A 24,816-nucleotide genomic window follows, 5' to 3' on the forward strand; every position below is an offset into this window, starting at 1 on the left:
ATAAGCGGTCAAATTTGACCGCTTGTATTTTACCACAAGCGGTCAAATTCAGTAGATTATTTGCACATTAAGCTAATGCACCTGTCCACGCACCAAGAATACCGATAGCGAAGAATCCAACGATAATCCATAACGCATTGACACGATTACGTAATAACCACATACAAGCGAAAGTTAATAGTAGCGGTAATAAACCTGGCATTAAACTATCTAAAATAGATTGTACCGTTGTAATTTCGGTTGTGCCGTCTTGTTTCTCAATGGTTGCAACTACTAACGGAACGTTAATGCTCGTCCATTTTTGAACTAAAGCTCCCATAATAAACAAGCCGAGAATTGAAGCACCTTCCGTTAGTTTTTGTAATAAACCACCGCTCATATCTTGTACAACATCTAAGCCTTTTTTATAACCATAAGTTACGCCATAGTAACGTGTAGCAAGACGAACAAGGTTAAATAGTACAAAGAACAGTAATGGACCTAAAATACTTCCTGTAAGCGCTAAACCAGCACCAAGTGCCGCAAATACAGGACGTGCCGTTCCCCAATAAATTGGGTCGCCAACGCCCGCTAAAGGCCCCATTAAACCTACTTTGATCCCGTTGATTGCTGCATCATCAATCGGTTTACCATTAGCACGCTCTTCTTCCATTGCAATGGTTACACCTAATACAGGTGCTGCAACGAAAGGTTGCGTATTGAAAAATTCTAAGTGGCGTTTAATTGCATCTTTACGTTCTTGTGAATTTGGATCTGGATATAAGCGTTTAATCACTGGCACCATTGAATAGCAGAAACCTAATGCCTGCATACGTTCAAAGTTCCACGAACCTTGGAATAGATTTGAACGGCGTACGACCGCATTTAAATCACTTTGCGTTACTTTTTTGATTTCAGTTGTCATATTACTACCCTTCTTAGTCTAAACGGTTATCAAGGTCATTGTTTGTTGCTTGTACTTGCACCACTTGTTTACTTTGGTTGTATTTAGGGTGAAGTTGAATATAAAGAATTGCCATTACTGTACCCAGCACACCAAGTGCCACTAAGTTGAAGTTAGTGAACGCTGCTACAACAAAACCTGTGTAGAAGAATGGCATTAAGTGTCCTGCACGCATCATATTGATGACCATCGCATAACCTACAACTGCAATAAAGCCACCTGCAATTTTTAACCCTGTTGTTACTACATCAGGAATTGCACTTAACATTGATTGTACGGTATCTGTACCTGCTGTCATTGCAACAATTAACGCAGGAATTGCAATACGCATCGCTTGAAGTAATAGCGCTGAACGGTGAATCCAATCTAATTTATTTAGATCCCCTGTTTCAACGGCTTTATCTGCAGCGTGTTGGAAACCAACGGTAATCGCACGTACAACATAAGTGAGTACTTGACCTGCTGCAGCAAGTGGAATTGCAAGAGCAATCGCAGTTGGAATATCTTGCCCACCAACGATAACAAGAATGGTTGAAACCACAGACGCTAATGCTGCATCAGGTGCAAGTGCTGCCCCGATATTCATCCAACCTAGAGCTAATAATTCTAATGAACCACCCACAATAATCCCTGTTTTGATATCACCTAATACGATACCGATTAGGGTACAAGCAATTAACGGGCGGTGGGTTTGCCATTCATCTAAAATTGATCCCATACCTGATACACAGGCAACAAGGAAGACAAGGACGATTTGTAAAGTAGAAATTTCCATACTGATTTCCTTAGATTAAGTTATTTTTCTTGAGTAAATCCATCATATATTGACGGCTATCGTTTGATACTTTACGCACATCAAGCTCAATGTTTCGTTCATTTAATACTTTGAATGCTTCAATATCTTTCTCATCAACGGCTACCGCACTGGTAATCATTTTCTTACCATCTTTATATGCCATACCGCCAATATTGATAGATTTGAAATCCACACCCGCATCAGATAAACGTAGCACATCTGTTGGGTTAGTGAAGAGTAACATCATACGCTCGCCTGCATATTCAGGGTTGTTATACACACGCACCATCTTTTCAACATTCACAACGTGAGCTGTTACCCCTGGTGGAGCAACGCTTTTCAGCATTGTTGAACGTACCGAATCTTTGGCAACATCATCATTAACCACCACAATACGACTAACCTTACTCTCTTTTGTCCAACGTGTTGCGACTTGACCGTGAATTAAACGGTCATCAATACGGGCAAGACCAATCTCTAAATGCCCCACACCGTTAGCAGTAACTACAGCTGGCTCTGAAGGTTTAGTAGGTGCAACAGGTTCTGAAGCGGTAACTTCTGGCTCTTTTTCTGCAAAATTTAATGCACGCACACCACCACGACCAGTTTCAAGTGCAATTTCCACTAACTCTTGTAAACTTGGGTTGTCATCTCGAGCCATAAAGGTTTCGACTAACATCGGCACATTGACACCTGTTACAATATCCATATTCTCGTTGCCATCAGCCACACGATTGGCTGCATTAAACGGACTTCCGCCCCAAGTATCAACCAAGAATAGAACTTGATCACAATGAGCCAATTCGCCTGCCAACTTTGCTTGGTATTTACCGATGATTGTTTCGGCATTTTCACCTGGAACAAAATCAATAGACGCAACATTTTCCTGCTCGCCGATCAACATCTCAGTCGTCTTGAGAAGTTGCTCTGCTGCTACCCCGTGGGTTGCAATAATAATTGCAATACTCATCTGCATTTTCCTTTTTATAATAAAAATAAATGTTGAATTTATTCTCAAATAGAGCGAATAAAAAATGAATTGTAGAATAAAGACAGATTTTAACAACTGAATTTACATAAAAATGAGATAAAGATCTCATTTTTATGTAAATTTTGTACAATAAAAGAACAATTTAATTTCGTAATTTTTTTATAAATAAAAATAATTAACAATAAGGTTACATTTTTGTGTCTGAGTAATGAAATGAAAGACAAGGATTAAAAGGAAAAATAGTAAAGCTAAATAAAAATAACCGCTTGTTTTTAAAAGCGGTTACTTAGAGTTAGAAATTGGCACAAGAATTATAAACTTTTTGGAATACGGATTTTCTGCCCTGGGAAGATTTTATCCGCATCTTTAATCACTTCTTTGTTTGCATCAACGATAGCCGTATATTTCGCACCATTACCATACGCTTTGTCTGCAATTTTCCATAAAGTATCGCCTTTTTGGATTACATAAAATTCATCATCATTGGCAACTTGCTCGCCATTTGCAATGCGTACTTCATCAATATTCACGTTAGTGATCCCTGCAATATTACCTGCCATTAATACCGCTTTCTCAATTGCTGCGGCACTTGACGCTACACCACTAATTTTTGCTGTGCCATTTTCCACAGTTACTTGCACATCTTCCACGCCCGGATTATCTTCTGCTAAATGCTCTGTTACTGCTTTTGATGCATCTTCTTCTTTGTTAAATAATTTTTTACCAATGTCAGAAACGAAATCAAATAAACCCATTGTAAAGTCCTCTAAAAAATAAAAAGTTGATGTTTTAGATTGAAATTGCTCAATCTGTCGGTTAGATTACAGCAACTTAAAGAAGTTCAACAAGAGAAATAAAATGAAATTAGCCGAAGCCTTAATTGAGCGAGCAGATTTACAACGCCGCCTCGCTCAATTACAACAACGCCTACATCAAAATGCGCAATATCAAGAAGGTGAGCAACCTAGTGAAGATCCACAGACTTTATTGGTTGAGTATCATCAAGTCGCAGAACAACTAAAAGAGCTGATTGTTAAAATCAATTTAGCCAATCAGCGAGTAAGTTTGGCAAATGGCACTAAAATGATTGAAGCTTTGGCGGAAAGAGATCATCTCAAAGCGACACATTCGATGTTAATCGGGTTAGCTGACACAGCAACTCCCGAACAAAATCGTTACAGCCGTAGTGAAATAAAAATGCTCTCAGCTGTGAATGTGAAACAAACCCGTCAAAAAGCCGATGAAATTGCAAAACAACATCGTCAGCTTGACACCCAAATTCAGCAGGCAAACTGGTTGAACGAGCTTTAACTATCAAATTTGGTAGTTTTTAAATCAAGGCGAATACACTCTCTGCTTGAGATTAAAGCACTAATTTATGCAGAAACGAAGGGCAGTTTCATTTTGATGAACAGTGTAGCCCAATACAAGTTATGCGGTAATGTGATGCTGTAAAATGTACAACCGAGTATTGATTGATTTAAAAATGAGGGTGGGAAAGGGGATTAAGCGGTCAGATAAGTAAAAAAATTTGCAAATCTTACCGCTTAAATTTTCCATTTGTTGATTATTCCGCTAGAATTCATCGTCTATATAAATTTACTTGAACAGGGAAAAACGTGAAACAAGTCCAATTTTACCTTCTAAGCCAAGAACATTCAGGAGAGCTACTTTCAAGCGAAGCCTTAGCTTGTGATTTAGCCGCTAATGCGTGGCGAGCAGGCAAAAGAGTTATAATCACTTGTGAAACAGAACAACAAGCCTTAACGATTGATGAAGCGTTATGGGCAAGAGACCCTGAACAATTTGTCCCCCATAATCTATCGGGTGAAGCTACAACTTATGCCACCCCAATTGAAATTTCGTGGCAAGGTAAACGTAATGCTCAACGTCGAGATGTGTTGATTTCATTACAATCGCAACTCCCTGAATTTATTAACAGTTTCACGCATATTATTGATTTTGTCCCTGTTTCAGAAAACGAAAAAGCCCTAGCAAGAGAACGCTACAAACAGTATCGCCAACTCGGATGGCAGCTGAGTACGGAGCAGGTGTGATAAAAAATAAAATAAATATACAAATCTCCCTTAATCCATCTTTGCTAAAGTAAATAGTTTTTTTGCCTAATTTATATACAGTGCAGTAATTAAATTTTAAGAGCTGTAGTAGATTAGCTCTAAATTTATACGGATTTAGCAAGATTGCAAGCTGATTTAAATGAATGGTCAAGTTATTATAACCATTATCGGACACTTCAGGGAAAATGTGCTGTGAAAGAACAACGATGGCAATGTTACTTGATGGAAAACGTATTTGGGTGGAAAAGTTAAGCTCAAATCAATCTGACAACAACTGTAATTTTAAACAGTTTTTTTCAATTTAAGTTTGCTCTTCTAGAATTGATGTTGATTGAGTAAGTGGGCTATTTTAGTGATTGATTTTGCCTGAATGTGTAAAACTATTATTTTTTCACGTTCAAATAAGTTAAGATGCTCGTAAGTATTCATAGAGTGTATTGCTTTCGCTGTGCTTTACAAATTATATCGTTTCTTTCTCGGAACTTTTTAATTATTGCACTTAGATTGTAAATTCAAAGGATAATCAATGACGACCTTTAATCTTCGCTTAAAAGCTAAAAGTGAATTAACACCACATCCAACGGCACAATATTGGCGTAAATGCCAAGTCGAAGAATTATTTGAAATGCCGTTTATGGAGCTAGTTTTTAAAGCAGCTCAAGTGCATCGCGAGCATTTTAATCCACAAGAAATTCAGCTTTCTACCTTGCTCTCAATCAAAACAGGTGGTTGCCCTGAAGATTGTGAATATTGTCCGCAATCTGCCCGCTATGATACAGGGCTAGAACGCCAAACAATACTTGATGTTGAAGAGATCTTAGAAAAAGCCAAAATAGCAAAAGCTCGTGGGGCAAGCCGTTTTTGTATGGGTGCTGCGTGGCGAGGACCAAAACCAAAAGATATCAATACCGTTTCCAAAATCATTTCAGCGGTGAAAGATCTGGGTTTAGAAACTTGTGGCACTTTTGGTATGTTAGAAGATGGAATGGCGGAAGATCTCAAAAATGCAGGATTAGATTACTACAACCATAATTTAGACACTGATCCTGAGCGTTACCATAAAGTGATTCATACCCGTAGCCACGATGATCGAATGGATACGCTCGGCAAAGTACGCAATGCGGGCTTAAAAGTCTGTTGTGGTGGTATTGTAGGAATGAATGAAACTCGCCCTGAACGAGCGGGGTTAATTGCAAGTCTTGCCAATCTAGACCCACAACCCGAAAGTGTTCCGATCAACCAACTCGTTAAAGTTGAAGGTACGCCACTAGCAGAAGCGGAAGATCTTGACTGGACAGAATTTGTTCGCACCATTGCTGTAGCTCGCATTACTATGCCAACAAGCTATGTTCGTTTATCTGCTGGACGTGGCAATATGCCTGAAGCAATGCAGGCACTCTGTTTTATGGCGGGAGCAAACTCTATTTTCTATGGTGATAAACTTCTCACTACTGAAAATCCTGAAGAAGATCACGATAGACAATTGATGGATAAATTGGATCTCTATCCATTAAGCTATCAAGCCGCATAATTTTACAAGCATAAATACTAAAGTCGCTTACTTTCTTTATACTAAAGATACTGAGCGATTTTTCTCTTTGTATTGATAATGTAAGCGGTCAGCTTCCAGCTTTTTGTAACTAACCACTCAACAGTAGCCCATCATCACTTAATGATTCGTGACGATTTTGCTCAAATAAGCGAAGTAAATCAGGTACGTCCATCTGTTTACGATTTTCACCAGAAACATCAAAGGCCACCTGTCCTTGATGTAACATCACTGTACGGTCGCCATAATCGAGAGCTTGTCGCATTGAGTGAGTTACCATTAAAGTGGTGAGTTTCTGCTCTCTAACGATTTTATTTGTCAGTTCAAGTACAAAAGCGGTGGTTTTAGGATCAAGAGCTGCGGTATGTTCATCAAGTAATAAGATACTAGAAGGTTGTAAAGATGCCATCAGTAAACTCACTGCCTGACGTTGTCCACCCGATAAACGCCCCATTTGGTCGGTTAAACGGTTTTCTAGCCCTAGCCCTAATAATGATAGTTTTTCTCGGAAATGCTCACGCAATTGGCGATTTAAAGCAAAGCCGAATCCCCTTTTTTGTCCACGTTGATACGCTAGAGCCATATTTTCTTCAATCGTGAGCGATTCGCAAGTACCAGCCATTGGATCTTGAAATACTCGAGCAACTAAATTTGCTCTCTGCCAACTTGTTGTTTGACTAACGTCTTTACCTTGAATAAGAATGTTGCCAGAATCAACACGACATTCACCACTAATTGCATTTAGCAGTGTCGATTTACCTGCACCATTACTGCCAATGACACAGACAAATTCACCCTCGGCAACATCAAGTGATAATCCTCGTAAAACAGGGTTTTCAATAGCAGTTCCTTTATTAAAGGTAATAAACAGGTTGCGTAGTTCAATCATTTATTGCCCCTTCTTCATTGAAAACTTTTGTTTAAATTTAGGAATCACTAATACAGCAACAACCAATAATGCAGTGATCAGGTTAAGATCTTGTGGACCTAAACCAATACCGTTCAGTGTTTCATTATTAAGAGCAAGTGCAATAAAGAAACGGTATAAAATAGAACCTACAATAACCGCAAAGGTCAGCCAAATAATACGTTTAGCAGAGAAAATCGCCTCGCCAATAATCACAGCGGCAAGCCCAATAACAATTGTCCCTACCCCAATAGAAATATCGAAACCACCGTTACTTTGCACATATAAGCTACCTGCAAGTGCAATAAGCCCATTTGAAATTGCCATTCCCAGTAAAGTCATTTTATTGATCGCAATCCCCTGTGCTTTAGCCATTCGAGCGTTTGTTCCCGTTGCTCGTACCGCTAAACCGACTTGAGTAGCAAAAAAGAGATCAAATAATAATTTGGCAATAATCACCACGAAGATTGCAATCAGTAGGCGAACAATCGCTAGTTGTAAGTCATCACTAGCAAAAATACTATCGTAAACCGTTGGATCGCCTAACAGAGAAACGTTTGGTTTCCCCATTATGCGTAGATTTATTGAATAGAGAGCAATCATCATTAAGATACTGGCTAATAATTTTTCAATCTTAAAGCCAATGTGCAAACTTGCAGTGATAACTCCTGCAATCGCCCCAGCAAACATACCAAATAACGTTGCAACCCAAGGATCAATGTTGTTAAGGATACATAACACACAAACACCACCGCCAAGAGGGAAGCTACCATCTGCAGTTAAATCTGGGAAATCTAAGATTTTATAAGAGATCAGCACACCTAACGCAACTAAAGCATAAATAAGCCCTAATTCTAATGCACCTATCCAGGTAATATTAGTTAAAAATAAACTCAAAAATTGTAATAAGGAATCCATTAATACTACTTTACTAGTACAAAAACATAGGGTGATTCTACGCTATTTTGCGTAAAAAAACAGTTTTTTTGTAAATTTTTTTGACGCAAACCTTTGCGTTAAAAACAGCTACCGACAAAAAGAAAAATTCTGATTAGAATAAATGAACTCATTGTTAAACAAGGAAAAGAAAATGAACTATATTGAAATTTTAGGCTATGTTGCAATGCTACTTGTCGCAGGATCATTCCTATTAAAAGATGTGATTAAACTACGTTTAGTCAATGCTATCGGCGGCGTTTGCTTTGTTATATATGGATTGGTAATAGGTTCATTACCTGTAGCTGGGCTAAATATTTTTGTTGTATGTGTAAATACTTATTACATTTTAAAAGGGGCTGAAGTAGATTAGCCCCAACAATTATTAGCAACTTACTTGTTCCTATATGCCATTATTCTTGAAAAGGGGCATCGAAACGTTCAATTCTTGCACCAAGTTTTTGAAGTTTGGCTTCAATATGTTCATAACCACGATCAATATGGTAAATCCGATCTACAATGGTTTCACCATTCGCAATACAGCCTGCAAGCACTAAGCTAATGGATGCTCGTAAATCGGTTGCCATTACTTCCGCACCTGAAAGTGTTTCCACCCCGTAGCAAATCGCAGTATTTCCTTCAATCTCTGCTTTTGCTCCCATTCTAATCAATTCAGGAATGTGCATAAAGCGGTTCTCAAAGATAGTTTCCGTAATTTTACTCGTTCCCGATGCAACAGCATTCAATAAAGTAAACTGAGCTTGCATATCTGTTGGAAATCCAGGATGTGGCATAGTACGAATGTTTACCGCTTTCGGGCGGATACCTAAAGAGTCTAGGGTAATAGTATCTTGAGTAACATCAACTTGCATTCCCGCTTCCCGTAATTTTTCAATGACGGCATCAAGCGTATCCGCTTTAGTACCTTTACAAGTAATTCTTCCACCAGAGATAGCGGCTGCTACTAAGAACGTCCCAGTTTCAATTCGATCTGGTACGATATGATGTTGGCAACCAGCTAAATGTTCAACTCCTTCAATTGTGATCATATCCGTACCTGCACCGCTGATTTTAGCTCCCATTTTATTAAGGAACACAGCTGTATCAACTACCTCTGGCTCACGAGCGGCATTTTCAATAATAGTCTTTCCTTTTGCCAAAGTTGCTGCCATCATAACTGATAAAGTAGCACCCACACTGACTTTATCCATTAGTACTCTTGCACCGACTAATCGACCATTGACTTCTGCTTTTACATAGCCTTCATCTAAGGTAATACGTGCCCCCATTTTTTCTAGACCAGCAATATGCATATCAACAGGGCGAGCACCAATAGTACAACCACCAGGAAGAGAAACTTGGCCTTGATGAAAACGTGTAAGAAGTGGTGCTAAAGCCCAAATAGATGCTCGCATTGTTTTAACTAGTTCGTAAGGAGCTGTGTAGTGATCAACTTTACTCGCGTCTAAATGTACTGCACCTTGCTCATCACGCTCAACAACTACACCTAACTGACGTAAAATTTTAAAAGTAGTATCCACATCTTTAAGTTTAGGTACATTAGTTAATGTAACGGGTTCTTCCGCTAAAATGGCTGCAAATAAAATAGGAAGTGCAGCATTCTTCGCCCCTGAAATTTCAACAGTTCCACTTAAATTAAACGGACCGTGAACACGAAATTTTTCCATTTTGATTCCTTAATAGCTTATAAAAACACAATAAAAGAAGCGGTGAGATTTAAGTCATTTTTTGTAAAATGTAGCACCTAGCTAGGCATATTGAGTAAACGTTCTCTTTTCCACTGCTCTTTTGTGAATGTTTTAATGGTTAATGCGTGAATGGCATTAGTCGCAAAATATTCAGTTAATGGCGCGTAAATCGTTTGTTGCTGTTTAACCTTTGATAAGGTAGCGAATACATCACTCACAGCAATCACTCCATAATGGGAATTTTCACCTTGTACATAAACTTCATCCAGTTCTAAGGTGTTTTTTAAAATTTCTTCAATTTGTTTTGGTTCCATTATTTATTCTCACAATATAAAAAAGACCGTAACCAATCTGATAGATCAAATAGCTCTGCCAAATTATTAACAACTTCAGGCACATTGATCATACAGTTTGAATTCTGTTTTTGATAATCGTTTAGTAATTCAATCAATAAACTAAAACCAGCAGAATCTACATGTTGAAGATATTTCAAATCCCAATAGATATGCTGGTTTATTTTTGGTGATAAAAAAGAAGCACGTTGCTTCCATAATGGTAGCAACGTGTCACGAGTTAATTCACCAAACAATTGAACGATCACACTTTCACTATTTTGTTGGATGTTCCATTGTAATGGATTTTTGTCTTGCATAGAATCTTTACTTAAGAGTAATTGGTTGTTTTGCTGATTGTGCCACTTGAGCAGTTAAAGCATCAATGCCTTTTTGGCGTAAAATACCGCTCCACTCATTTTGCTTGGTTGCGACCATACTTACACCTTCCGCAGCCATATCGTAAGCTTGCCATTCACCTGTTTTACTATTCTTACGCCATTTAAAATCAAGTTTAATTGGTTGTGCATTACCAGATTGTAAAACATTCACACGAATACTTACGATAGTTTTGTCACCAACAGGTTTCTCTGATTCAATTTCAACTTTTTGGTTTGAATATTGGGTTAATACTTGTGCATAAGACTGTTCAATAAATTGGCCAAATGCGTTAAAAAATGCTTCTTTTTGAGCATCTGTTGTTGAAGACAAGTTTTTACCTAATACCAATTGTCCTGCGTATTTAACGTGAACATGTGGCATTAAATCATTACGAACAATAGTACGTAAGTAATTTGGATCTTGCTTAATTTTTGATTGATTAGCTTTAATATCACCAAATAGCTTATCTGCCGTTTGTTGCATTAAAACATATGGACTTGTTGAAGCTACAGCCATACCAGAAAATAGAGTTGAAAGCATTACTACACTAGCAACAAAGAATTTTTTTACAATTTTAATCATTTTGATCTCCAAATATCGATCGAAAAATATTATCGATCTAACTATGTAAATAAAAATAGCTGGACACATTCATCTTACTATTTTTAAGTAAAATACTGACTTATTCTGCTTTTGGCTCGGCAGAATCGTCTTTGTCAGATTTCTTATCACCATATAAGAACTGACCGATTAAATCTTCAAGAACCATCGCAGAGTTAGTATCTGCAAAAGTATCTCCCGCTTTGAGCATTTCTGTCTCGCCTTCAAGAATAAAGCCTACATTTAATGCAATATATTGTTCACCTAATAAACCTGCGGTTTTGATTGAAAGTGAACTGGTATCAGGAATTTTATTAAATTGCTGATTTACCGCTAAGGTTACTTTAGGGGTATAAGTTTGAGCATCTAACTGAATATCAGCAACTCGCCCAACCACAACACCACCAACCTTAATTGGTGCACGGACTTTTAGTCCACCAATATTATCGAAAGTTGCGTAAAGAGTGTAAGTTTTCTCTGACGAAAATCCTTGAACATTGGCAACTCTTAATCCTAAAAAGACCAATGCTCCGAGTGCGAGTAATACAAATAACCCAACCCAAAATTCATATTTAATTGATTGACGCATATTTTTTCCTTATTGATAGAAAGCTGCTTATCGTAAGCGGTCTGATTTGACCTATTTTTTGCAAATTAATTTTAACTATTTGTTCTTATGTTACTGTATGGCAATAATTTCTTAACCACCAAACATTATGGCAGTTAAAATAAAATCTAATCCTAAAACAACTAATGATGAATGAACTACCGTTCTTGTTGTTGCCTGACTAATACCTTCTGATGTTGGCACTGCATCATATCCGTTAAATAACGCAATCCAAACAACAGCAAGAGCAAATACGGCACTTTTAATAAAGCCATTGATTAAATCACTTAAGGTTACGCTATTTTGCATGACAGACCAAAAGCTACCAGAATCAACACCCTTCCAATCTACACCAACTAATGAACCACCCCAAATTCCGATTGCAGTAAAGATAACAGCTAGCATTGGCATTGCCATAACACCAGCCCAAAAACGAGGAGCAACCACGCGTCTGAGCGGATCGATTGCCATCATTTCAAGACTTGAGAGTTGTTCGGTCGCTTTCATTAAGCCTATTTCAGCTGTCAAAGCAGATCCTGCTCGACCTGCAAATAATAAAGCTGTGACTACAGGACCTAATTCGCGTAATAGAGAAAGAGAAACTAATTGACCTAAACTGGTTTCAGCAGAAAAATCGACTAAAACAACGTAGCCCTGTAATCCAAGAACCATACCGATAAATAAGCCTGATAGCATAATGATCAGTAATGATTGCACCCCTAAAACGTGTAGTTGCTTGATGAATAATGGAGTGTGTTTACGAAATTCTGGTTTGCCAATTAACGCTCCCCATAACATAAAACTAGATCGACCAAATGCTCGTATAAAATGAATGATGGATGCTCCCAACGATGAGATAAATTGAATCATTGAAAAAGCTCCTTGGTGTAATCTTCCGCAGGGTAATGGAAACGAACTGGGCCATCTTCTTTTCCTGCAAGAAATTGGACGACTTGAGGATCTTTGCTCGCTTTTAATTCTTCAGGCGTACCTTCAGCAATAATCCGTTTATCCGCAATGATGTAGGCATAATCGGCAATACTTAGCACTTCGGTAACATCGTGAGAAACAACAATGGAAGTTAATTCAAGTGCTTCATTTAATTTTTTAATTAAACTGACGATAACTCCCATACTAATCGGATCTTGTCCCGTAAAAGGTTCATCATACATAATTAAATCAGGATCTAATGCAATCGCTCTTGCTAATGCCGCACGCCGAGCCATACCGCCAGACAATTCCGATGGCATTAAATTGGCGGCACCACGTAATCCAACCGCTTCTAATTTCATCAGAACTAATTTTCGGATAAGCTCTTCAGGTAAGCGTGTATGCTCACGAATAGGAAATGCAACATTATCAAAGGTAGAAAGATCAGTAAATAACGCTCCTGATTGAAACAACATTCCCATTCTTTGACGGATTTTGTAGAGTTCTTTATTTGAGGCTTTGCAAACATCTTCACCATCAAACAGAATTTCGCCGACTTCAGGTAAAATTTGCCCACCAATTAGACGTAATAAAGTGGTTTTACCAATCCCAGAAGGCCCCATAATCGCAGTGATTTTGCCTTTTTGTACTTGTAAATTTAAGTTGTCGTAAATTACTCTCTCCCCTCGTTTAAACGTGAGATTTTTTACTTCAACTAAGTTTTTCGCATTATGCATTGGATCTTCTTAATTTATAAAAATAGTTGCGGATCTTCTATGAAGGGATAGATAAAGTCAATTAGCTTTAAGTAATTTGACAAAATTATGAAAAAACAGGCATTCAACCAATTACTGATAGAATGCCTTTAAATACATTATTTTGCGTAGGTGACAACTTTTATTACTTTTGATACACCACGAACGTGACGAGCCTCTTCAGCGGCAGCATTAGCTTGAGAATTAGATAATTGCCCCATTAAAAAGACTTCGCCATTCTCAGTAATGACTTTAACTTCTGTTGCTTTAACCTCAGAATTAAGCAACAATCTTGATTTAATATTCGTTGTTATCCAACTATCCTGAGCAATTTGAGCAACACTAATCTTTTCGCCTGTGCGGATTTCATTGTAAATTTCATTTACCCCTTCAACTCCTGCGGCAACACTTTTTGCACTCTCTTTTGCCGATTCATTAGGTACTTGCCCAATCAATAAAACTTTCCCATTATAAGCAACCACATTAATTCTTGCTTCTTGTTGTAATTGAGCATCTTTATTGAGGTTAAATGCCACCTTTTCTTCTAAGGTTTCATCATCAATTTGACGGCCTGTCGAACGAGGATCTGTTGCAACCTTAGTGGCTACCGCAGCAGTCCCAACAACAGCGGCGGTAATACAACCTTGTAATGAAACTAATGAAAGTGAACAAAGCGCAATTAAACTTACTTTTTTGATCAACATTGACATTCTATTCTCCTTAAACTTGAGAAGTGGGATTAAACAGTAGACTATCTACTAATTCACATAATAAATTTATACAAAAATGATGCCCTTCAATCACTCGCATTTCATTATTTGATGGCATTGAGATTTCCAAATCATCATCGGATAATAACCCTCGTGTATGATCATTACGATTACCAGTAAAGGCTAAAATTGTTAAGTTTTCATTATTCGCACAATGAATAGCATTCAAAATAGCTTTTTCATTACCTAATGGTGAAAAAGCAATAAAAATATCACCCTGTTTTGCAATCACTTGTAACTGCTTGCGATATATTTGTTCTAACTCCGAATCTTGAGATAAATACCCCGTGAGTACACCATCACAATGTAAAAGATGAGCCGCTAGACTTGGGCGTTGTAAATCATAGCGATGCAGCAAATTACTTACAAACAATTGTGCATTTGGATAAGATCGCCCATCACCACACACAATAACTTTGCCACCTTGCAACAAACAAGCCACAATTTTTTGGGCTGCTTCATTTAATACTGTGGGCAATAAATCGGCTGCCGCAATTTGAATTTGGATACTCTCAGCAAACCTATCTTGAATTTTTTCTAACATTTTCCAAATATTACCCTAAAAAATTTTTCAACCAAATAGGTTCATCAGTTCCTTCAAATACCACAACATCAAAACGGCAATCTGCTGTATCTAAACTTTGATTTAGTTTAGCTAACCATAAATTGGCTGCTTTCAGCCATTTCTGTTGCTTATTATAGTTAATACTTTCTAATGCCGACCCGAAATGGCTATTTTTTCGTTGGCGAACTTCAACAAAAACGAAAGTAGAATGATCTTTCATTATTAAATCTAGTTCACCAACTTTAAATACTTGGTTTTGAGCAACAAAAGATAATCCTTGTTGCTCTAAAAAAGAACGGGCTTTTTGCTCAAACAGAGCCCCTTTAGCTCGCGGACTATTGTGCTGAAACCACTGAACCATTTTGGTATTTTAACCAGGTCATTTCACGTTCAATTAAGCAATTTGTTCCTGCACTTAATACTCCAGTTAAGCCCGAGACTTTATAACCAGGAATTTGACGGAACTCATTGAATTTATTGGCAATAGACCACGAATCTGACCCCATTGCGTATAAACGCATCATTGAGAAATCACTTTCTGCTAAGGTTTCTGCTTTCTTATAAGACTCAGAATCTGTATCGGCAAGTAATGGAATTTCACTAAATTTTACCCCTTCCATTGTTAAACGGAAGTCTGGCCCATTATTTGGTGAATTACTGCGAGAAGAAGAATATAACGCAAATTTTCCAGCTAATGATGAACTATCTAGCCCTTGTTTTAATTCTGTTAATTGCTCTGCATTACCTAATAAGTACAAGCCACTATTTGGTGCAGCACCTACAGTTTGGATCGCACTAATACTATCTAATGGTTGGTGATAATAGCGAATATCAGCGTCTTTGTTCGTCAGTTGTCGCCAACGTTGTGCGAAAGCATCTGCTGAACGCTGACCAAAATCATCTTGTGGAGCAACAACTACCGCATTCTCAATTCGGTCTTGATGAAAACGGTCAGCTGCGGAACGAGCCTCCGCTTCTGGCGATAAGCCATAGTAACAAACTTTACCCAATGCTCTTGAGTTTGGAGTAGCATTTAATGCTAACACATTTAAATCGCTGATTTCTGGACTGACTAACATCTCATCAACACGAGCTTTTAATAATGGACCAATAATAGTTTGTGTCCCTTGCTGTTTTGCCTGGGCTAAAATATCAGAAATCGTTGTTCCATTCGTATCATAGACTTGAATAGCTGTTGCATCTTGCCCTTTGGCATCATCAAAACCACGCTTGATAATATCACCCAAAATTTTGGCATCACCACTTAATGGTAACAATAAAGCAACGCCACTTAGTTGTGTTTGTTGGAAAGACGTGACATTTTGTAATTCTGTTGGCAATAATTGCGCGGCACTGTGGTTTGGATATTGCTGTTTCCAGCTTTCAATGGCTTGTGGAAGTTGTGTAGGATTTGCAATATTTTGGTTATAAGCCACCGCTAATGCTAACCAACCTGCAACCGCAGCTTCCCCCACTCCCGCCGTTGCCTTTTCCAACATCCCACGATTAGCATTGCGTAACGTTTCCCAAATTTTATCGTTATTTTCTTGGCGAGCACGATTATCACCTAAATAGCTATCTAATAATGATCTTGCTCGAACAATTTCAATGACATCTTTATTACTTTCTGCAATTTGTGCTTGTGTACGATAAACTCGTAACAATTGCGATGAACTCAATTGTGCTTTAGGTAATTGGTTTAGCAGTAAAGTAGCTTGCTGGCTATTTTTTTGTAATGCTGCAAGTTGAGCATTGAGAAGATTAAATTCAACACGTTGAATATCATTTAATTCTGGCTGATTAATTTGTGCCATCGTATTTTGAGCTTCAACGACTTTATTTTCGTCAATCAATTTACGAATTGCAAGTAAGCGGTAGCTTTGTTGAGTTTCTTTGCTACTTTGCTCTGCCTTATTGATATAAAATTCAGATGTTGCATAGGCTTCATTTTTTAAGGATTCCGTTACCTCATTTTTAAACAGGCTAGAGCCAGTACAAGCGGATAAAAAGAGCGCTAATGCAGTTGGCACAAAAACCATTTTCATTTTTTGGCTAAAGGTGCGAGTTTGTACTAAAATAGTGGACATCTTATTGCTCCATTTTGGAAAAATTAATAATGCTATGTATTCATTAAACGAATATAGCGCGGAATCTTACTTATCAAACAAGTGAAAATCAAATGAAAAACAGCTCTATACCAGAACAATCTGGCGTATTATATATTGTTGCGACACCGATTGGAAATTTAGAAGATATTACACAACGCGCGTTAAATATATTTCAACAAGTTGATCTTATCGCAGCAGAAGATACCCGCCATAGCGGTTTGTTACTTAGCCATTATGGTATTAAAAAACCTTTTTTTGCTTTACACGATCATAACGAGCAACAAAAAGCAGCGGTATTAGTTGAAAAATTACAACAAGGTCAAAATATTGCTTTAGTTTCTGATGCAGGCACTCCGCTAATTAGCGATCCGGGATTTCATCTTGTTCGCCATTGCAGACAAGCAGGAATTAAAATTGTTCCAATACCGGGCGCTTGTGCTGCAATTACCGCCCTTTGCAGTTCAGGTATCGCATCTGACCGCTTCTGCTTTGAAGGATTCTTGCCAGCTAAAACAAAAGCTCGTTGCGATAAACTGGCTGCATTACTTGATGAACCTAGAACGCTTATTTTCTATGAATCAACTCATCGCATCCTGGATACACTCGCAGATATGCAACAAGTATTTGGCGGAGAACGCTATATTGTAATGGCGAGAGAAATAACAAAAACTTGGGAAACTATTTATGGTGCATCATTAAATGAGCTGATTGCTTGGTTAGCAGAAGATAGTAACCGCATTAAAGGCGAAATTGTTTTAGTTGTCGAAGGAAAAACAGCTGAGTCTAGCGATGATGAAATTTCACCGCAGGCACTGAAATTATTTACGTTACTTGCACAAGAGTTGCCCTTAAAAAAAGCCGCAGCGATTGTGGCGGAATGTTTTGAATATAAGAAGAATACGCTCTATCAATACGGTTTAGCACATTTTAAAAATTAACTATCATTTTATGTTGGGGAAGATTTTATGGCAGCAGAAGGGGCAACACCACTGATTAGTGTTGTAACATTGTTAGCAGCTGCAGTGATTGCAGTGCCATTATTTAAACGTTTAGGTTTAGGATCAATTTTAGGTTATTTAGCCGCAGGTTTAGTGATTGGACCTTTCGGGTTAGGTTTATTTAGCGATCCCGATGGAATCATCCATATTGCTGAACTGGGCGTGGTGATGTTTTTATTTATCATCGGCTTAGAAATGAAACCTTCGCATATTTGGGGGTTGCGTAATCACATTTTCTGTTTGGGTGCATTTCAAATTTTTAGTGCAATAGCTGCCTTAATGGGAATTGGCTTACTCTATGGTTTAAGCTGGCAAGTTGCCTTTGTTGCGGCATCAGGTTTTGTGCTGACATCAACTGCGATTGTGATGCAAGAGCTAAATGATCGTGGTGATATTACTTCACCACGTGGACAACAAATCGTCTCTATTCTACTATTTGAAGATTTATTGATCGTACCATTACTGGCTGCTGTTGCATTTCTTTCGCCAAATAAGACCGCTTCAGGCGTACCTATTTGGCAGACTATTGGATTAGCTGCAGGCTCAATAGCTGTACTTGTGGCAGCAGGATTATGGCTACTCAACCCCTTATTCAAAATACTCGCAAAAACCAAAGCTCGAGAAGTAATGACTGCGGCGGCTTTATTAGTCGTACTTGGTGCAGCATTATTGATGGAATATGGTGGCTTATCAATGGCAATGGGTGCATTTGTGGCAGGCGTATTGCTTTCTGAATCGAGTTTCCGCCACCAACTTGAAGCTGATATTGAACCTTTCCGAGGCTTATTATTAGGCTTATTCTTCCTTGGCGTTGGGATGTCTCTCAATCTCTCAGTTGTTTTTGAGAATTGGATACTGATTCTCTCTGGCGTGATAGCATTTATGTTCGCTAAAGGATTCTGTATCTATATCGTGGCACGTTTAACGAAGAAAAAACACCCAAATGCGCTAGATCGCGCTATTATTATGGCTCAAGGGGGAGAATTTGCCTTTGTTCTTTTCTCAGCAGCGACTGGACAAGGTGTTATTGATGCAAAAATTCAAGCAAATCTGACCGCTATTGTGGTGTTATCAATGGTACTAACGCCTTTATTTATCATCATTCATAAGAAATACATTATCCCACGCCAAACTTATGTTCAAGAAGAGCAAGAACACGACCATATTGATGCTCTGCACCCAACGATTATTATCGGCTTGGGGCGTTATGGACAAATTGTTAATCACTTATTGATGATGACAGGCTGTCACCCAACGGTAATTGATAAAGATGCAAATCTGATTGCAGGCATGAAAAAGCGTGGAATTAAAAGCTACTATGGTGATGCAACTCGTCCAGAATTGCTACATGCTGCAGGAATTGAAAGTGCCGAATTGCTCGTTGTGGCAATCAATGACAAAGCACAAGCCACTCATATTGTGGAGTTGGCTCGTAAAATGAATCCACAAATCAAAATTATTGCTCGCGCTTATGACCGCCTGCATGTTTTTGATCTCTATAATGCAGGTGCAGATATTCAAGTACGTGAAACCTTTGATTCAGCACTGCGTACTGGTAAGAAAGTGTTATTAGCAATGGGAATGGACAAAGAAATAGTAGAAGAGATTGGTACCGCTTACTTTTATCGAGACCGCCATACCATCAAACAAATGGCTGAAGTTTATAATCCCAAAATTGAGCGTTTCAAAAATGAAGAACTATTGAAACTCGCTTTAGAAAACGATCAAGAAACAATGCTAGAAATTCAACAAATTATGAATAAAGAGCACTAATAAGCGGTAGGATTTTAGTTATATTTTGTAAAAGTAAATAAGAAAAATTCTCAATTGTAATAGTTAATGCAAATCAATATTGTTTATTTGATAGATATTTTCTATTCAAAGGATAAATTATATTCATTTCACAACGAAGATTTTTTTATTTATACTTTGCTTGGTTGAAATAATTCAGTTACACATATAGGAGAAAAGTAATGAAAAATTCAATTGGTTTAAACACTGTATCATCTGAAAAATTAGCTGCAGAACTTAATAAATTATTAGCAAGCTACCAAGTATTTTACACAAACGTACGTGGTTACCACTGGAATATCAAAGGCGTTAGTTTCTTTGAATTACACGCTAAATTTGAAGAAATTTATAATGATTTAGTTGTAAAAGTAGATGAAATCGCAGAACGTATCTTAACTTTAGGCCACGTTCCAGCTAACGCATTCAGTCAATACCTACAAGCATCTTTAATTAAAGAACATATTGGTATTAGCTCTGCACAAGAATGCTTAACAGGCACAGTTGAAGGCTTAAAAACATTATTAAAACAACAACGTGAAATTTTAGCATTCGCTAATGAATTAGATGACGAAGGTACCGCATCACAAATGAGCGACTACATCAAAGAGCAAGAAAAACTTGTTTGGATGTTCTCTGCAGCAGCAACTTGTGGCGTTTGCCAACAATAATCCAAAATTGAAGATATAAACTAAGAATAGCACCCTTGTGGTGCTATTTTTTTATAAACTTCGTAAATGCTGAGAAATCCTACCCCTAAAAAGATAAACAGCGTATAATCTTTGTCTTCATTTTCTAGATAAGTCAAAGAGCAATATAATGAGTCAATTTTTTTATATTCATCCAGATAATCCTCAACCTCGTTTGATCAATCAAGCGGTTGAAATTATCAAAAAAGGCGGTGTGATTGTTTATCCGACAGATTCTGGCTATGCGCTTGGGTGTGGATTAGGTGAAAAGCACGCAATGGATAAAATTGTAGCGATTCGTAAATTGCCTGAAAATCATAATTTTACTTTAGTATGTAGCGACTTATCTGAGCTTTCGACTTATGCGTTGGTAACAAATCAGTCTTATCGCTTAATCAAAAATAATGTACCAAACCCTTACACTTTTATTTTGCCTGCAACGAAAGAGGTTCCACGCCGTTTACTGAACAAACGGAAAACCATCGGTATCCGAGTACCTGATAATGCGATTGCCTTAGCATTAATTGCTGCACTAGGAGAGCCAATTCTCTCTTGCTCATTAATGCTTCCTGATGAAGACATTACCCAATCCGATCCTGATATAATTCGAGATTATCTTGAACATCAAGTAGATTTAATTATTCACGGTGGCTATTTAGGTCAAGATCCGACAACGGTTATTGACTTAACCGAAGACAGCCCTGAAATTATTCGAGTTGGCTCAGGTGATCCGACTCCATTTAACTAATACCCCATTAACCTAAATAATCGACGCTTGTGAAAGCGACAATAAGGAACAAAAATGACAACATTTCGTAATTCAAATAGCCCTAACCGGTCAGATTCTACAAAAAACACACAATATACACGCTCCAATCGCCAAACGATTGAACGCCCAAAGGTTGCAAAAAAAGTTGAGAAACCTACCGCTATCAGTGAAGTAAATGTGGCAAAAATAACCAAAATCGTTGGCGAGAAATTACAAAAAGTGTTAGCTAGAGCTGGTCAAGGTTCTCGCCGTGAAATTGAAGAAGTAATTGCAGCAGGAAGAGTCAGTGTTGATGGCAAAATTGCAACTTTAGGCGACCGAGTTCAAGTCAGCTCAAGTACCAAAATTCGTATTGACGGGCATTTAGTCAATTTAATCTCGACACAGAAAGGAATTTGTCGAGTATTGATGTACTACAAACCAGAAGGAGAACTTTGTACTCGTTCTGATCCTGAAGGGAGAGCAACAGTATTTGACCGCTTACCTCGCATTAGTGGCTCTCGTTGGATTGCAGTCGGACGTTTAGATATCAACACATCAGGCTTACTATTATTTACCACCGATGGCGAATTAGCCAACCGCTTAATGCACCCAAGTCGTGAAGTTGAACGCGAATACTCAGTACGCGTTTTTGGGGACGTTGATGATGCGATGCTACAACGCTTACGCAAAGGCGTTCAACTGGAAGATGGTCCAGCAAGTTTCAAACAAATTAAAGTTGTTGGCGGTACAGGGCTTAACCAATGGTTTGATGTTACCTTAACCGAAGGACGTAATCGCGAAGTCCGTCGTTTATGGGAATCTCAAGGTATTCAAGTGAGCCGTTTGATCCGTATCCGTTATGGCAACATTAAACTTGAAAAAAGCTTACCGCGTGGTGGCTGGGAAGAAATGGGATTAGAACAAGTCAATTACCTACGAGAATTAGTTGGCTTACCGGCAGAAACAGAAACTAAAGTGGATGTCACCAAAAACCGTCGTCGTACCAGTGCAAGACAAATTAGAAAAGCGGTAAAACAGCATTCTAAATATCGTAAAAACTAATAAAATAGAGCTAGGTATTTTTAAGGCTTGAATTATCAAACTAACTGCTATTATGTAGCAGTTATATAAATCCTATTCCAACTAATACTACAATAAACAAGACGACAATTTTGATTTGTCGTCTTTCTAGTTAAAACTTATCTTAAGCATAACCGCCTTTTATAATAGCTCAAATTTCCGTTTTAACTCAGGACATTTATGTACCACTCCGTCATAATCTGTACTTTCTGCTTGTTCATAAAAAATGATGCACCAATATTATTCCGAGTGCACCATTTTTTCATGTTGTTAGTTTAGAAGTAATTTAAAATAATCAATGTGCTTATAAAATCTCTTTTGCTTTTGCAACTACATTTTCAACGGTAAAGCCGAAGAGTTTAAATAATTCGCCAGCAGGAGCAGATTCACCGAAGCTGTTCATTCCAACAATTCGACCGCCGAAACCAACATATTTATACCAGAAATCCGCAATACCCGCTTCAATTGCAACACGTTTAGTCACTGAGCTTGGTAATACAAACTCACGATAAGATGCATCTTGAGCATCAAATACATTGGTACTTGGCATTGACACGACGCGAACTTTACGTCCTTCTCCTGTTAAGAGTTCTGCTGCTTTTACTGCTAGCTCAACTTCAGAACCTGTTGCAATAAAAATAAGCTCTGGTGTGCCATCACAATCTTTTAAGATGTAGCCACCGCGAGCAACGTTCGCTAATTGCTCCGCATTACGCTCCATTTGCACCAAGTTCTGACGAGTAAAAATTAATGCACTTGGACCAGTTTTCTTCTCAACGGCAGCTTTCCACGCAACTGCTGATTCGACTTGGTCACAAGGTCTCCAAGTATCTAAATTTGGAATTAGACGTAAAGCCGATGTTTGCTCAACAGGTTGGTGAGTAGGACCATCTTCACCTAAACCGATAGAATCGTGGGTATAAACAAAAAGAACACGTTGCTTCATCAATGCAGCCATACGCACAGCGTTATGTGCATATTCCATAAACATTAAGAATGTTGCACCATAAGGGATAAATCCACCGTGCAATGCAATACCATTCATAATCGCAGACATACCAAACTCACGCACGCCATAATTTACATAGTTGCCATCAACATTGTAATCCGCACGAATTGGTTTAGAACCTGACCATAATGTTAAGTTAGAACTTGCTAAGTCTGCCGAACCTCCTAAAAATTCAGGAAGAATATGTGCGTAGGCTTCAATCGCATTTTGAGAAGCTTTACGGCTTGCAATAGTTGCTGGATTTGCTTGTAATTTCTCAATAAATGCTTGAGATTCGGTAGCCCAATTTGTTGGTAAGTTGCCATTTACACGGCGTTCAAATTCTGCTGCTAGTTCAGGGTAAGCGGTTTGATAAGCAGCAAATTTTGCATTCCACTCTTTCTCTGCAACTTGCCCTTTTGCTTTAGCATCCCATTTGGCGTAAATCTCTGCTGGAATTTCAAAAGGGGCATGTTCCCATTGTAAAAATTCGCGAGCAGCTGCGATTTCAGCATCACCTAGCGGTGCACCATGGCAATCGTGAGAATTAGATTTGTTTGGTGAGCCATAACCAATAATGGTTTTACAAATAATTAAAGTTGGACGTTCTGTTTCTGCTTGTGCATTTTCAATCGCAAATTTGATTTGCTCTGCATCGTGCCCATCGACATTACGAATCACTTGCCAGCCATAGGACTCAAAGCGTAATGCGGTATCATCTGAGAACCAACCATCAACGTGACCATCAATAGAGATATTATTATCATCATAAAATGCGATCAGCTTACCTAATCCTAAGGTTCCTGCTAATGAACAAGCTTCGTGAGAAATCCCTTCCATTAAACAACCATCGCCAAGGAATGCATAAGTATAATGGTTGACAATATCGTGTCCTTCTCGGTTGAATTGTGCGGCTAATGTTTTTTCTGCTAATGCCATACCTACTGCATTCGTGATCCCTTGACCTAATGGACCCGTAGTGGTCTCTACACCAGGTGCATAGCCATATTCTGGGTGGCCTGGTGTTTTTGAGTGTAATTGACGGAACTGTTTTAAATCTTCAATTGAAAGCTCATAACCTGTTAAATGTAACAAACTATAAATTAACATTGAGCCGTGCCCATTTGACAATACAAAGCGGTCACGATTTGCCCAAGCTGGATTAGTTGGATTATGAGAAAGGAAATCACGCCATAATACTTCGGCAATATCTGCCATTCCCATTGGAGCACCAGGGTGTCCTGAATTAGCTTTTTGAACGGCATCCATTGATAAAAAACGAATTGCATTGGCTAAAACTTTGCGTTCTGTCATTTTGACTCCTTAAAATGTAATTGAGAAAGCATAAAAATTTCGGATGATTCTACACTATTTTTCTATAAAGCTCGCTATTTATATCAGCTTAAAAATGTGATTTATTTCACAATACCAAAGATTGAATTTAAGAAAAAGTTAGAGTAAAATGCGAATTCTTTTGGTGCTGAGATTCTCAGCGAATATTCATACATATGGTATCAGACAGCCGAGTTGTATGCTCTGATGGCGATATGGCTTCTTTAGAGGTT

27 protein-coding genes and 1 pseudogene are annotated in these 24,816 nt (G+C 38.2%); 10 read left to right on the top strand and 18 right to left on the bottom strand.

Going from position 1 to position 24,816, the window contains the following annotated elements; genetic code table 11:
• Positions 1–67: 67 nt before the first annotated feature.
• The 4 genes from A1D26_RS04930 to lysM all read right to left on the bottom strand — a co-directional run bounded on the left by A1D26_RS04930 (position 68) and on the right by lysM (position 3,485).
• A complete protein-coding gene (locus A1D26_RS04930; protein WP_157395390.1) occupies positions 68–904 on the bottom strand; it encodes a PTS mannose transporter subunit IID in 837 nt (278 codons plus the stop codon).
• 13 nt (positions 905–917) lie between these two features.
• Positions 918–1,718 carry a PTS mannose/fructose/sorbose transporter subunit IIC gene (locus A1D26_RS04935; RefSeq protein WP_157402961.1) on the bottom strand — a complete coding sequence of 267 codons (801 nt, stop codon included), beginning with the start codon at positions 1,716–1,718 and terminating at the stop codon, positions 918–920.
• A 10-nt stretch (positions 1,719–1,728) separates the two neighbouring features.
• Complete coding sequence (manX, locus tag A1D26_RS04940; protein WP_157402962.1) at positions 1,729–2,709, bottom strand: PTS mannose transporter subunit IIAB; 981 nt, start codon at positions 2,707–2,709, stop codon at positions 1,729–1,731.
• Positions 2,710–3,041: 332 nt separating this feature from the next.
• On the bottom strand, positions 3,042–3,485 hold the full coding sequence (gene lysM / locus A1D26_RS04945; RefSeq protein ID WP_157402963.1) for a peptidoglycan-binding protein LysM: 444 nt from the start codon (positions 3,483–3,485) through the stop codon (positions 3,042–3,044).
• Between the two features lie 103 nt (positions 3,486–3,588).
• On the opposite strand from lysM, the gene A1D26_RS04950 reads away from it, so the two are divergent.
• From A1D26_RS04950 to bioB, 4 genes and pseudogenes are all read left to right on the top strand, one after another.
• Entirely contained in the window at positions 3,589–4,041 is a 453-nt protein-coding gene (locus A1D26_RS04950) for a DIP1984 family protein (protein ID WP_157402964.1), read from the top strand.
• Positions 4,042–4,349: 308 nt separating this feature from the next.
• Complete coding sequence (locus A1D26_RS04955) at positions 4,350–4,787, top strand: DNA polymerase III subunit chi (RefSeq protein WP_157402965.1); 438 nt, start codon at positions 4,350–4,352, stop codon at positions 4,785–4,787.
• Positions 4,788–4,910: 123 nt separating this feature from the next.
• Positions 4,911–5,113 (top strand): annotated as a pseudogene (locus tag A1D26_RS04960) (hypothetical protein); the annotation flags it as partial.
• A gap of 221 nt (positions 5,114–5,334) precedes the next feature.
• Positions 5,335–6,339 (top strand): biotin synthase BioB, encoded by a 1,005-nt coding sequence (gene bioB / locus A1D26_RS04965; protein ID WP_157402966.1) that lies wholly within the window; start codon positions 5,335–5,337, stop codon positions 6,337–6,339.
• 109 nt (positions 6,340–6,448) lie between these two features.
• Here the strand turns inward: bioB and A1D26_RS04970 are convergent, their stop codons facing one another.
• Both A1D26_RS04970 and A1D26_RS04975 read right to left on the bottom strand, forming a co-directional pair.
• Complete coding sequence (locus A1D26_RS04970) at positions 6,449–7,246, bottom strand: ABC transporter ATP-binding protein (protein ID WP_157402967.1); 798 nt, start codon at positions 7,244–7,246, stop codon at positions 6,449–6,451.
• On the bottom strand, positions 7,247–8,182 hold the full coding sequence (locus A1D26_RS04975) for an ABC transporter permease (protein ID WP_157394530.1): 936 nt from the start codon (positions 8,180–8,182) through the stop codon (positions 7,247–7,249).
• A 172-nt stretch (positions 8,183–8,354) separates the two neighbouring features.
• Here A1D26_RS04975 and A1D26_RS04980 point away from each other — a divergent pair, with 172 nt between their 5' ends.
• The gene (locus A1D26_RS04980) at positions 8,355–8,573 is read left to right on the top strand and encodes a YgjV family protein (RefSeq protein ID WP_157402968.1); all 219 of its coding nucleotides are present in this window, start codon (positions 8,355–8,357) and stop codon (positions 8,571–8,573) included.
• A 40-nt stretch (positions 8,574–8,613) separates the two neighbouring features.
• Here the strand turns inward: A1D26_RS04980 and murA are convergent, their stop codons facing one another.
• From murA to A1D26_RS05035, 11 genes are all read right to left on the bottom strand, one after another.
• A complete protein-coding gene (gene murA / locus A1D26_RS04985) occupies positions 8,614–9,888 on the bottom strand; it encodes a UDP-N-acetylglucosamine 1-carboxyvinyltransferase (RefSeq protein ID WP_157402969.1) in 1,275 nt (424 codons plus the stop codon).
• 77 nt (positions 9,889–9,965) lie between these two features.
• Positions 9,966–10,223 carry a BolA family protein gene (locus tag A1D26_RS04990; RefSeq protein WP_157402970.1) on the bottom strand — a complete coding sequence of 86 codons (258 nt, stop codon included), beginning with the start codon at positions 10,221–10,223 and terminating at the stop codon, positions 9,966–9,968.
• Entirely contained in the window at positions 10,223–10,561 is a 339-nt protein-coding gene (locus A1D26_RS04995; protein ID WP_157402971.1) for an STAS domain-containing protein, read from the bottom strand. Before A1D26_RS04995 ends, A1D26_RS04990 begins: the two co-directional genes overlap by 1 nt.
• 7 nt (positions 10,562–10,568) lie before the next feature.
• Complete coding sequence (gene mlaC / locus A1D26_RS05000; protein WP_157402972.1) at positions 10,569–11,204, bottom strand: phospholipid-binding protein MlaC; 636 nt, start codon at positions 11,202–11,204, stop codon at positions 10,569–10,571.
• Positions 11,205–11,304: 100 nt separating this feature from the next.
• Positions 11,305–11,811, bottom strand: a complete 507-nt coding sequence (mlaD, locus tag A1D26_RS05005) for an outer membrane lipid asymmetry maintenance protein MlaD (protein ID WP_157402973.1) — start codon at positions 11,809–11,811, stop codon at positions 11,305–11,307.
• A 111-nt stretch (positions 11,812–11,922) separates the two neighbouring features.
• Entirely contained in the window at positions 11,923–12,699 is a 777-nt protein-coding gene (gene mlaE, locus A1D26_RS05010; RefSeq protein WP_157402974.1) for a lipid asymmetry maintenance ABC transporter permease subunit MlaE, read from the bottom strand.
• Positions 12,696–13,496, bottom strand: coding sequence for a phospholipid ABC transporter ATP-binding protein MlaF (gene mlaF, locus A1D26_RS05015; RefSeq protein WP_157402975.1), 801 nt, complete (start codon positions 13,494–13,496; stop codon positions 12,696–12,698). The genes mlaE and mlaF overlap by 4 nt, the downstream gene beginning before the upstream one ends.
• Positions 13,497–13,633: 137 nt before the next feature.
• A complete protein-coding gene (gene dolP / locus A1D26_RS05020) occupies positions 13,634–14,224 on the bottom strand; it encodes a division/outer membrane stress-associated lipid-binding lipoprotein (protein ID WP_157402976.1) in 591 nt (196 codons plus the stop codon).
• Positions 14,225–14,234: 10 nt separating this feature from the next.
• Complete coding sequence (locus tag A1D26_RS05025) at positions 14,235–14,828, bottom strand: D-sedoheptulose-7-phosphate isomerase (RefSeq protein ID WP_157402977.1); 594 nt, start codon at positions 14,826–14,828, stop codon at positions 14,235–14,237.
• A gap of 10 nt (positions 14,829–14,838) precedes the next feature.
• Positions 14,839–15,210 carry a YraN family protein gene (locus tag A1D26_RS05030; protein WP_157402978.1) on the bottom strand — a complete coding sequence of 124 codons (372 nt, stop codon included), beginning with the start codon at positions 15,208–15,210 and terminating at the stop codon, positions 14,839–14,841.
• Complete coding sequence (locus A1D26_RS05035) at positions 15,185–16,936, bottom strand: penicillin-binding protein activator (protein ID WP_157402979.1); 1,752 nt, start codon at positions 16,934–16,936, stop codon at positions 15,185–15,187. The genes A1D26_RS05030 and A1D26_RS05035 overlap by 26 nt, the downstream gene beginning before the upstream one ends.
• Before the next feature lie 92 nt (positions 16,937–17,028).
• Here A1D26_RS05035 and rsmI point away from each other — a divergent pair, with 92 nt between their 5' ends.
• From rsmI to rluB, 5 genes are all read left to right on the top strand, one after another.
• Positions 17,029–17,895, top strand: coding sequence for a 16S rRNA (cytidine(1402)-2'-O)-methyltransferase (rsmI, locus tag A1D26_RS05040; protein ID WP_157402980.1), 867 nt, complete (start codon positions 17,029–17,031; stop codon positions 17,893–17,895).
• Between the two features lie 27 nt (positions 17,896–17,922).
• The gene (locus tag A1D26_RS05045) at positions 17,923–19,728 is read left to right on the top strand and encodes a monovalent cation:proton antiporter-2 (CPA2) family protein (protein WP_157402981.1); all 1,806 of its coding nucleotides are present in this window, start codon (positions 17,923–17,925) and stop codon (positions 19,726–19,728) included.
• Between the two features lie 200 nt (positions 19,729–19,928).
• Complete coding sequence (locus tag A1D26_RS05050) at positions 19,929–20,414, top strand: Dps family protein (RefSeq protein WP_157402982.1); 486 nt, start codon at positions 19,929–19,931, stop codon at positions 20,412–20,414.
• A gap of 148 nt (positions 20,415–20,562) precedes the next feature.
• A complete protein-coding gene (locus tag A1D26_RS05055) occupies positions 20,563–21,180 on the top strand; it encodes an L-threonylcarbamoyladenylate synthase (RefSeq protein WP_157402983.1) in 618 nt (205 codons plus the stop codon).
• Between the two features lie 54 nt (positions 21,181–21,234).
• Positions 21,235–22,245, top strand: a complete 1,011-nt coding sequence (rluB, locus tag A1D26_RS05060) for a 23S rRNA pseudouridine(2605) synthase RluB (RefSeq protein WP_157402984.1) — start codon at positions 21,235–21,237, stop codon at positions 22,243–22,245.
• 322 nt (positions 22,246–22,567) lie between these two features.
• Here rluB and tkt read toward each other — a convergent pair whose 3' ends face one another.
• Positions 22,568–24,565 (bottom strand): transketolase, encoded by a 1,998-nt coding sequence (tkt, locus tag A1D26_RS05065; protein ID WP_157402985.1) that lies wholly within the window; start codon positions 24,563–24,565, stop codon positions 22,568–22,570.
• Positions 24,566–24,816: the final 251 nt, after the last annotated feature.

It is taken from the genome of Ursidibacter maritimus (genome assembly GCF_009761395.1).
Lineage (GTDB): Bacteria > Pseudomonadota > Gammaproteobacteria > Enterobacterales > Pasteurellaceae > Ursidibacter > Ursidibacter maritimus.

Bases quoted from the DNA above. Each gene is read 5' to 3' on its own strand.
- A1D26_RS04995 (WP_157402971.1), bottom strand. From the start codon at position 10,561: ATGCAAGACAAAAATCCATTACAATGGAACATCCAACAAAATAGTGAA.
- murA (WP_157402969.1), bottom strand. From the start codon at position 9,888: ATGGAAAAATTTCGTGTTCACGGTCCGTTTAATTTAAGTGGAACTGTT.
- mlaC (WP_157402972.1), bottom strand. From the start codon at position 11,204: ATGATTAAAATTGTAAAAAAATTCTTTGTTGCTAGTGTAGTAATGCTT.
- dolP (WP_157402976.1), bottom strand. From the start codon at position 14,224: ATGTCAATGTTGATCAAAAAAGTAAGTTTAATTGCGCTTTGTTCACTT.
- A1D26_RS04980 (WP_157402968.1), top strand. From the start codon at position 8,355: ATGAACTATATTGAAATTTTAGGCTATGTTGCAATGCTACTTGTCGCA.
- A1D26_RS05045 (WP_157402981.1), top strand. From the start codon at position 17,923: ATGGCAGCAGAAGGGGCAACACCACTGATTAGTGTTGTAACATTGTTA.
- A1D26_RS05050 (WP_157402982.1), top strand. From the start codon at position 19,929: ATGAAAAATTCAATTGGTTTAAACACTGTATCATCTGAAAAATTAGCT.
- mlaE (WP_157402974.1), bottom strand. From the start codon at position 12,699: ATGATTCAATTTATCTCATCGTTGGGAGCATCCATCATTCATTTTATA.
- A1D26_RS04970 (WP_157402967.1), bottom strand. From the start codon at position 7,246: ATGATTGAACTACGCAACCTGTTTATTACCTTTAATAAAGGAACTGCT.
- tkt (WP_157402985.1), bottom strand. From the start codon at position 24,565: ATGACAGAACGCAAAGTTTTAGCCAATGCAATTCGTTTTTTATCAATG.
- A1D26_RS05025 (WP_157402977.1), bottom strand. From the start codon at position 14,828: ATGTTAGAAAAAATTCAAGATAGGTTTGCTGAGAGTATCCAAATTCAA.
- mlaF (WP_157402975.1), bottom strand. From the start codon at position 13,496: ATGCATAATGCGAAAAACTTAGTTGAAGTAAAAAATCTCACGTTTAAA.
- mlaD (WP_157402973.1), bottom strand. From the start codon at position 11,811: ATGCGTCAATCAATTAAATATGAATTTTGGGTTGGGTTATTTGTATTA.
- A1D26_RS05030 (WP_157402978.1), bottom strand. From the start codon at position 15,210: ATGGTTCAGTGGTTTCAGCACAATAGTCCGCGAGCTAAAGGGGCTCTG.
- lysM (WP_157402963.1), bottom strand. From the start codon at position 3,485: ATGGGTTTATTTGATTTCGTTTCTGACATTGGTAAAAAATTATTTAAC.
- A1D26_RS04935 (WP_157402961.1), bottom strand. From the start codon at position 1,718: ATGGAAATTTCTACTTTACAAATCGTCCTTGTCTTCCTTGTTGCCTGT.
- manX (WP_157402962.1), bottom strand. From the start codon at position 2,709: ATGAGTATTGCAATTATTATTGCAACCCACGGGGTAGCAGCAGAGCAA.
- A1D26_RS04950 (WP_157402964.1), top strand. From the start codon at position 3,589: ATGAAATTAGCCGAAGCCTTAATTGAGCGAGCAGATTTACAACGCCGC.
- rsmI (WP_157402980.1), top strand. From the start codon at position 17,029: ATGAAAAACAGCTCTATACCAGAACAATCTGGCGTATTATATATTGTT.
- rluB (WP_157402984.1), top strand. From the start codon at position 21,235: ATGACAACATTTCGTAATTCAAATAGCCCTAACCGGTCAGATTCTACA.
- A1D26_RS04930 (WP_157395390.1), bottom strand. From the start codon at position 904: ATGACAACTGAAATCAAAAAAGTAACGCAAAGTGATTTAAATGCGGTC.
- A1D26_RS05035 (WP_157402979.1), bottom strand. From the start codon at position 16,936: ATGTCCACTATTTTAGTACAAACTCGCACCTTTAGCCAAAAAATGAAA.
- A1D26_RS05055 (WP_157402983.1), top strand. From the start codon at position 20,563: ATGAGTCAATTTTTTTATATTCATCCAGATAATCCTCAACCTCGTTTG.
- bioB (WP_157402966.1), top strand. From the start codon at position 5,335: ATGACGACCTTTAATCTTCGCTTAAAAGCTAAAAGTGAATTAACACCA.
- A1D26_RS04975 (WP_157394530.1), bottom strand. From the start codon at position 8,182: ATGGATTCCTTATTACAATTTTTGAGTTTATTTTTAACTAATATTACC.
- A1D26_RS04990 (WP_157402970.1), bottom strand. From the start codon at position 10,223: ATGGAACCAAAACAAATTGAAGAAATTTTAAAAAACACCTTAGAACTG.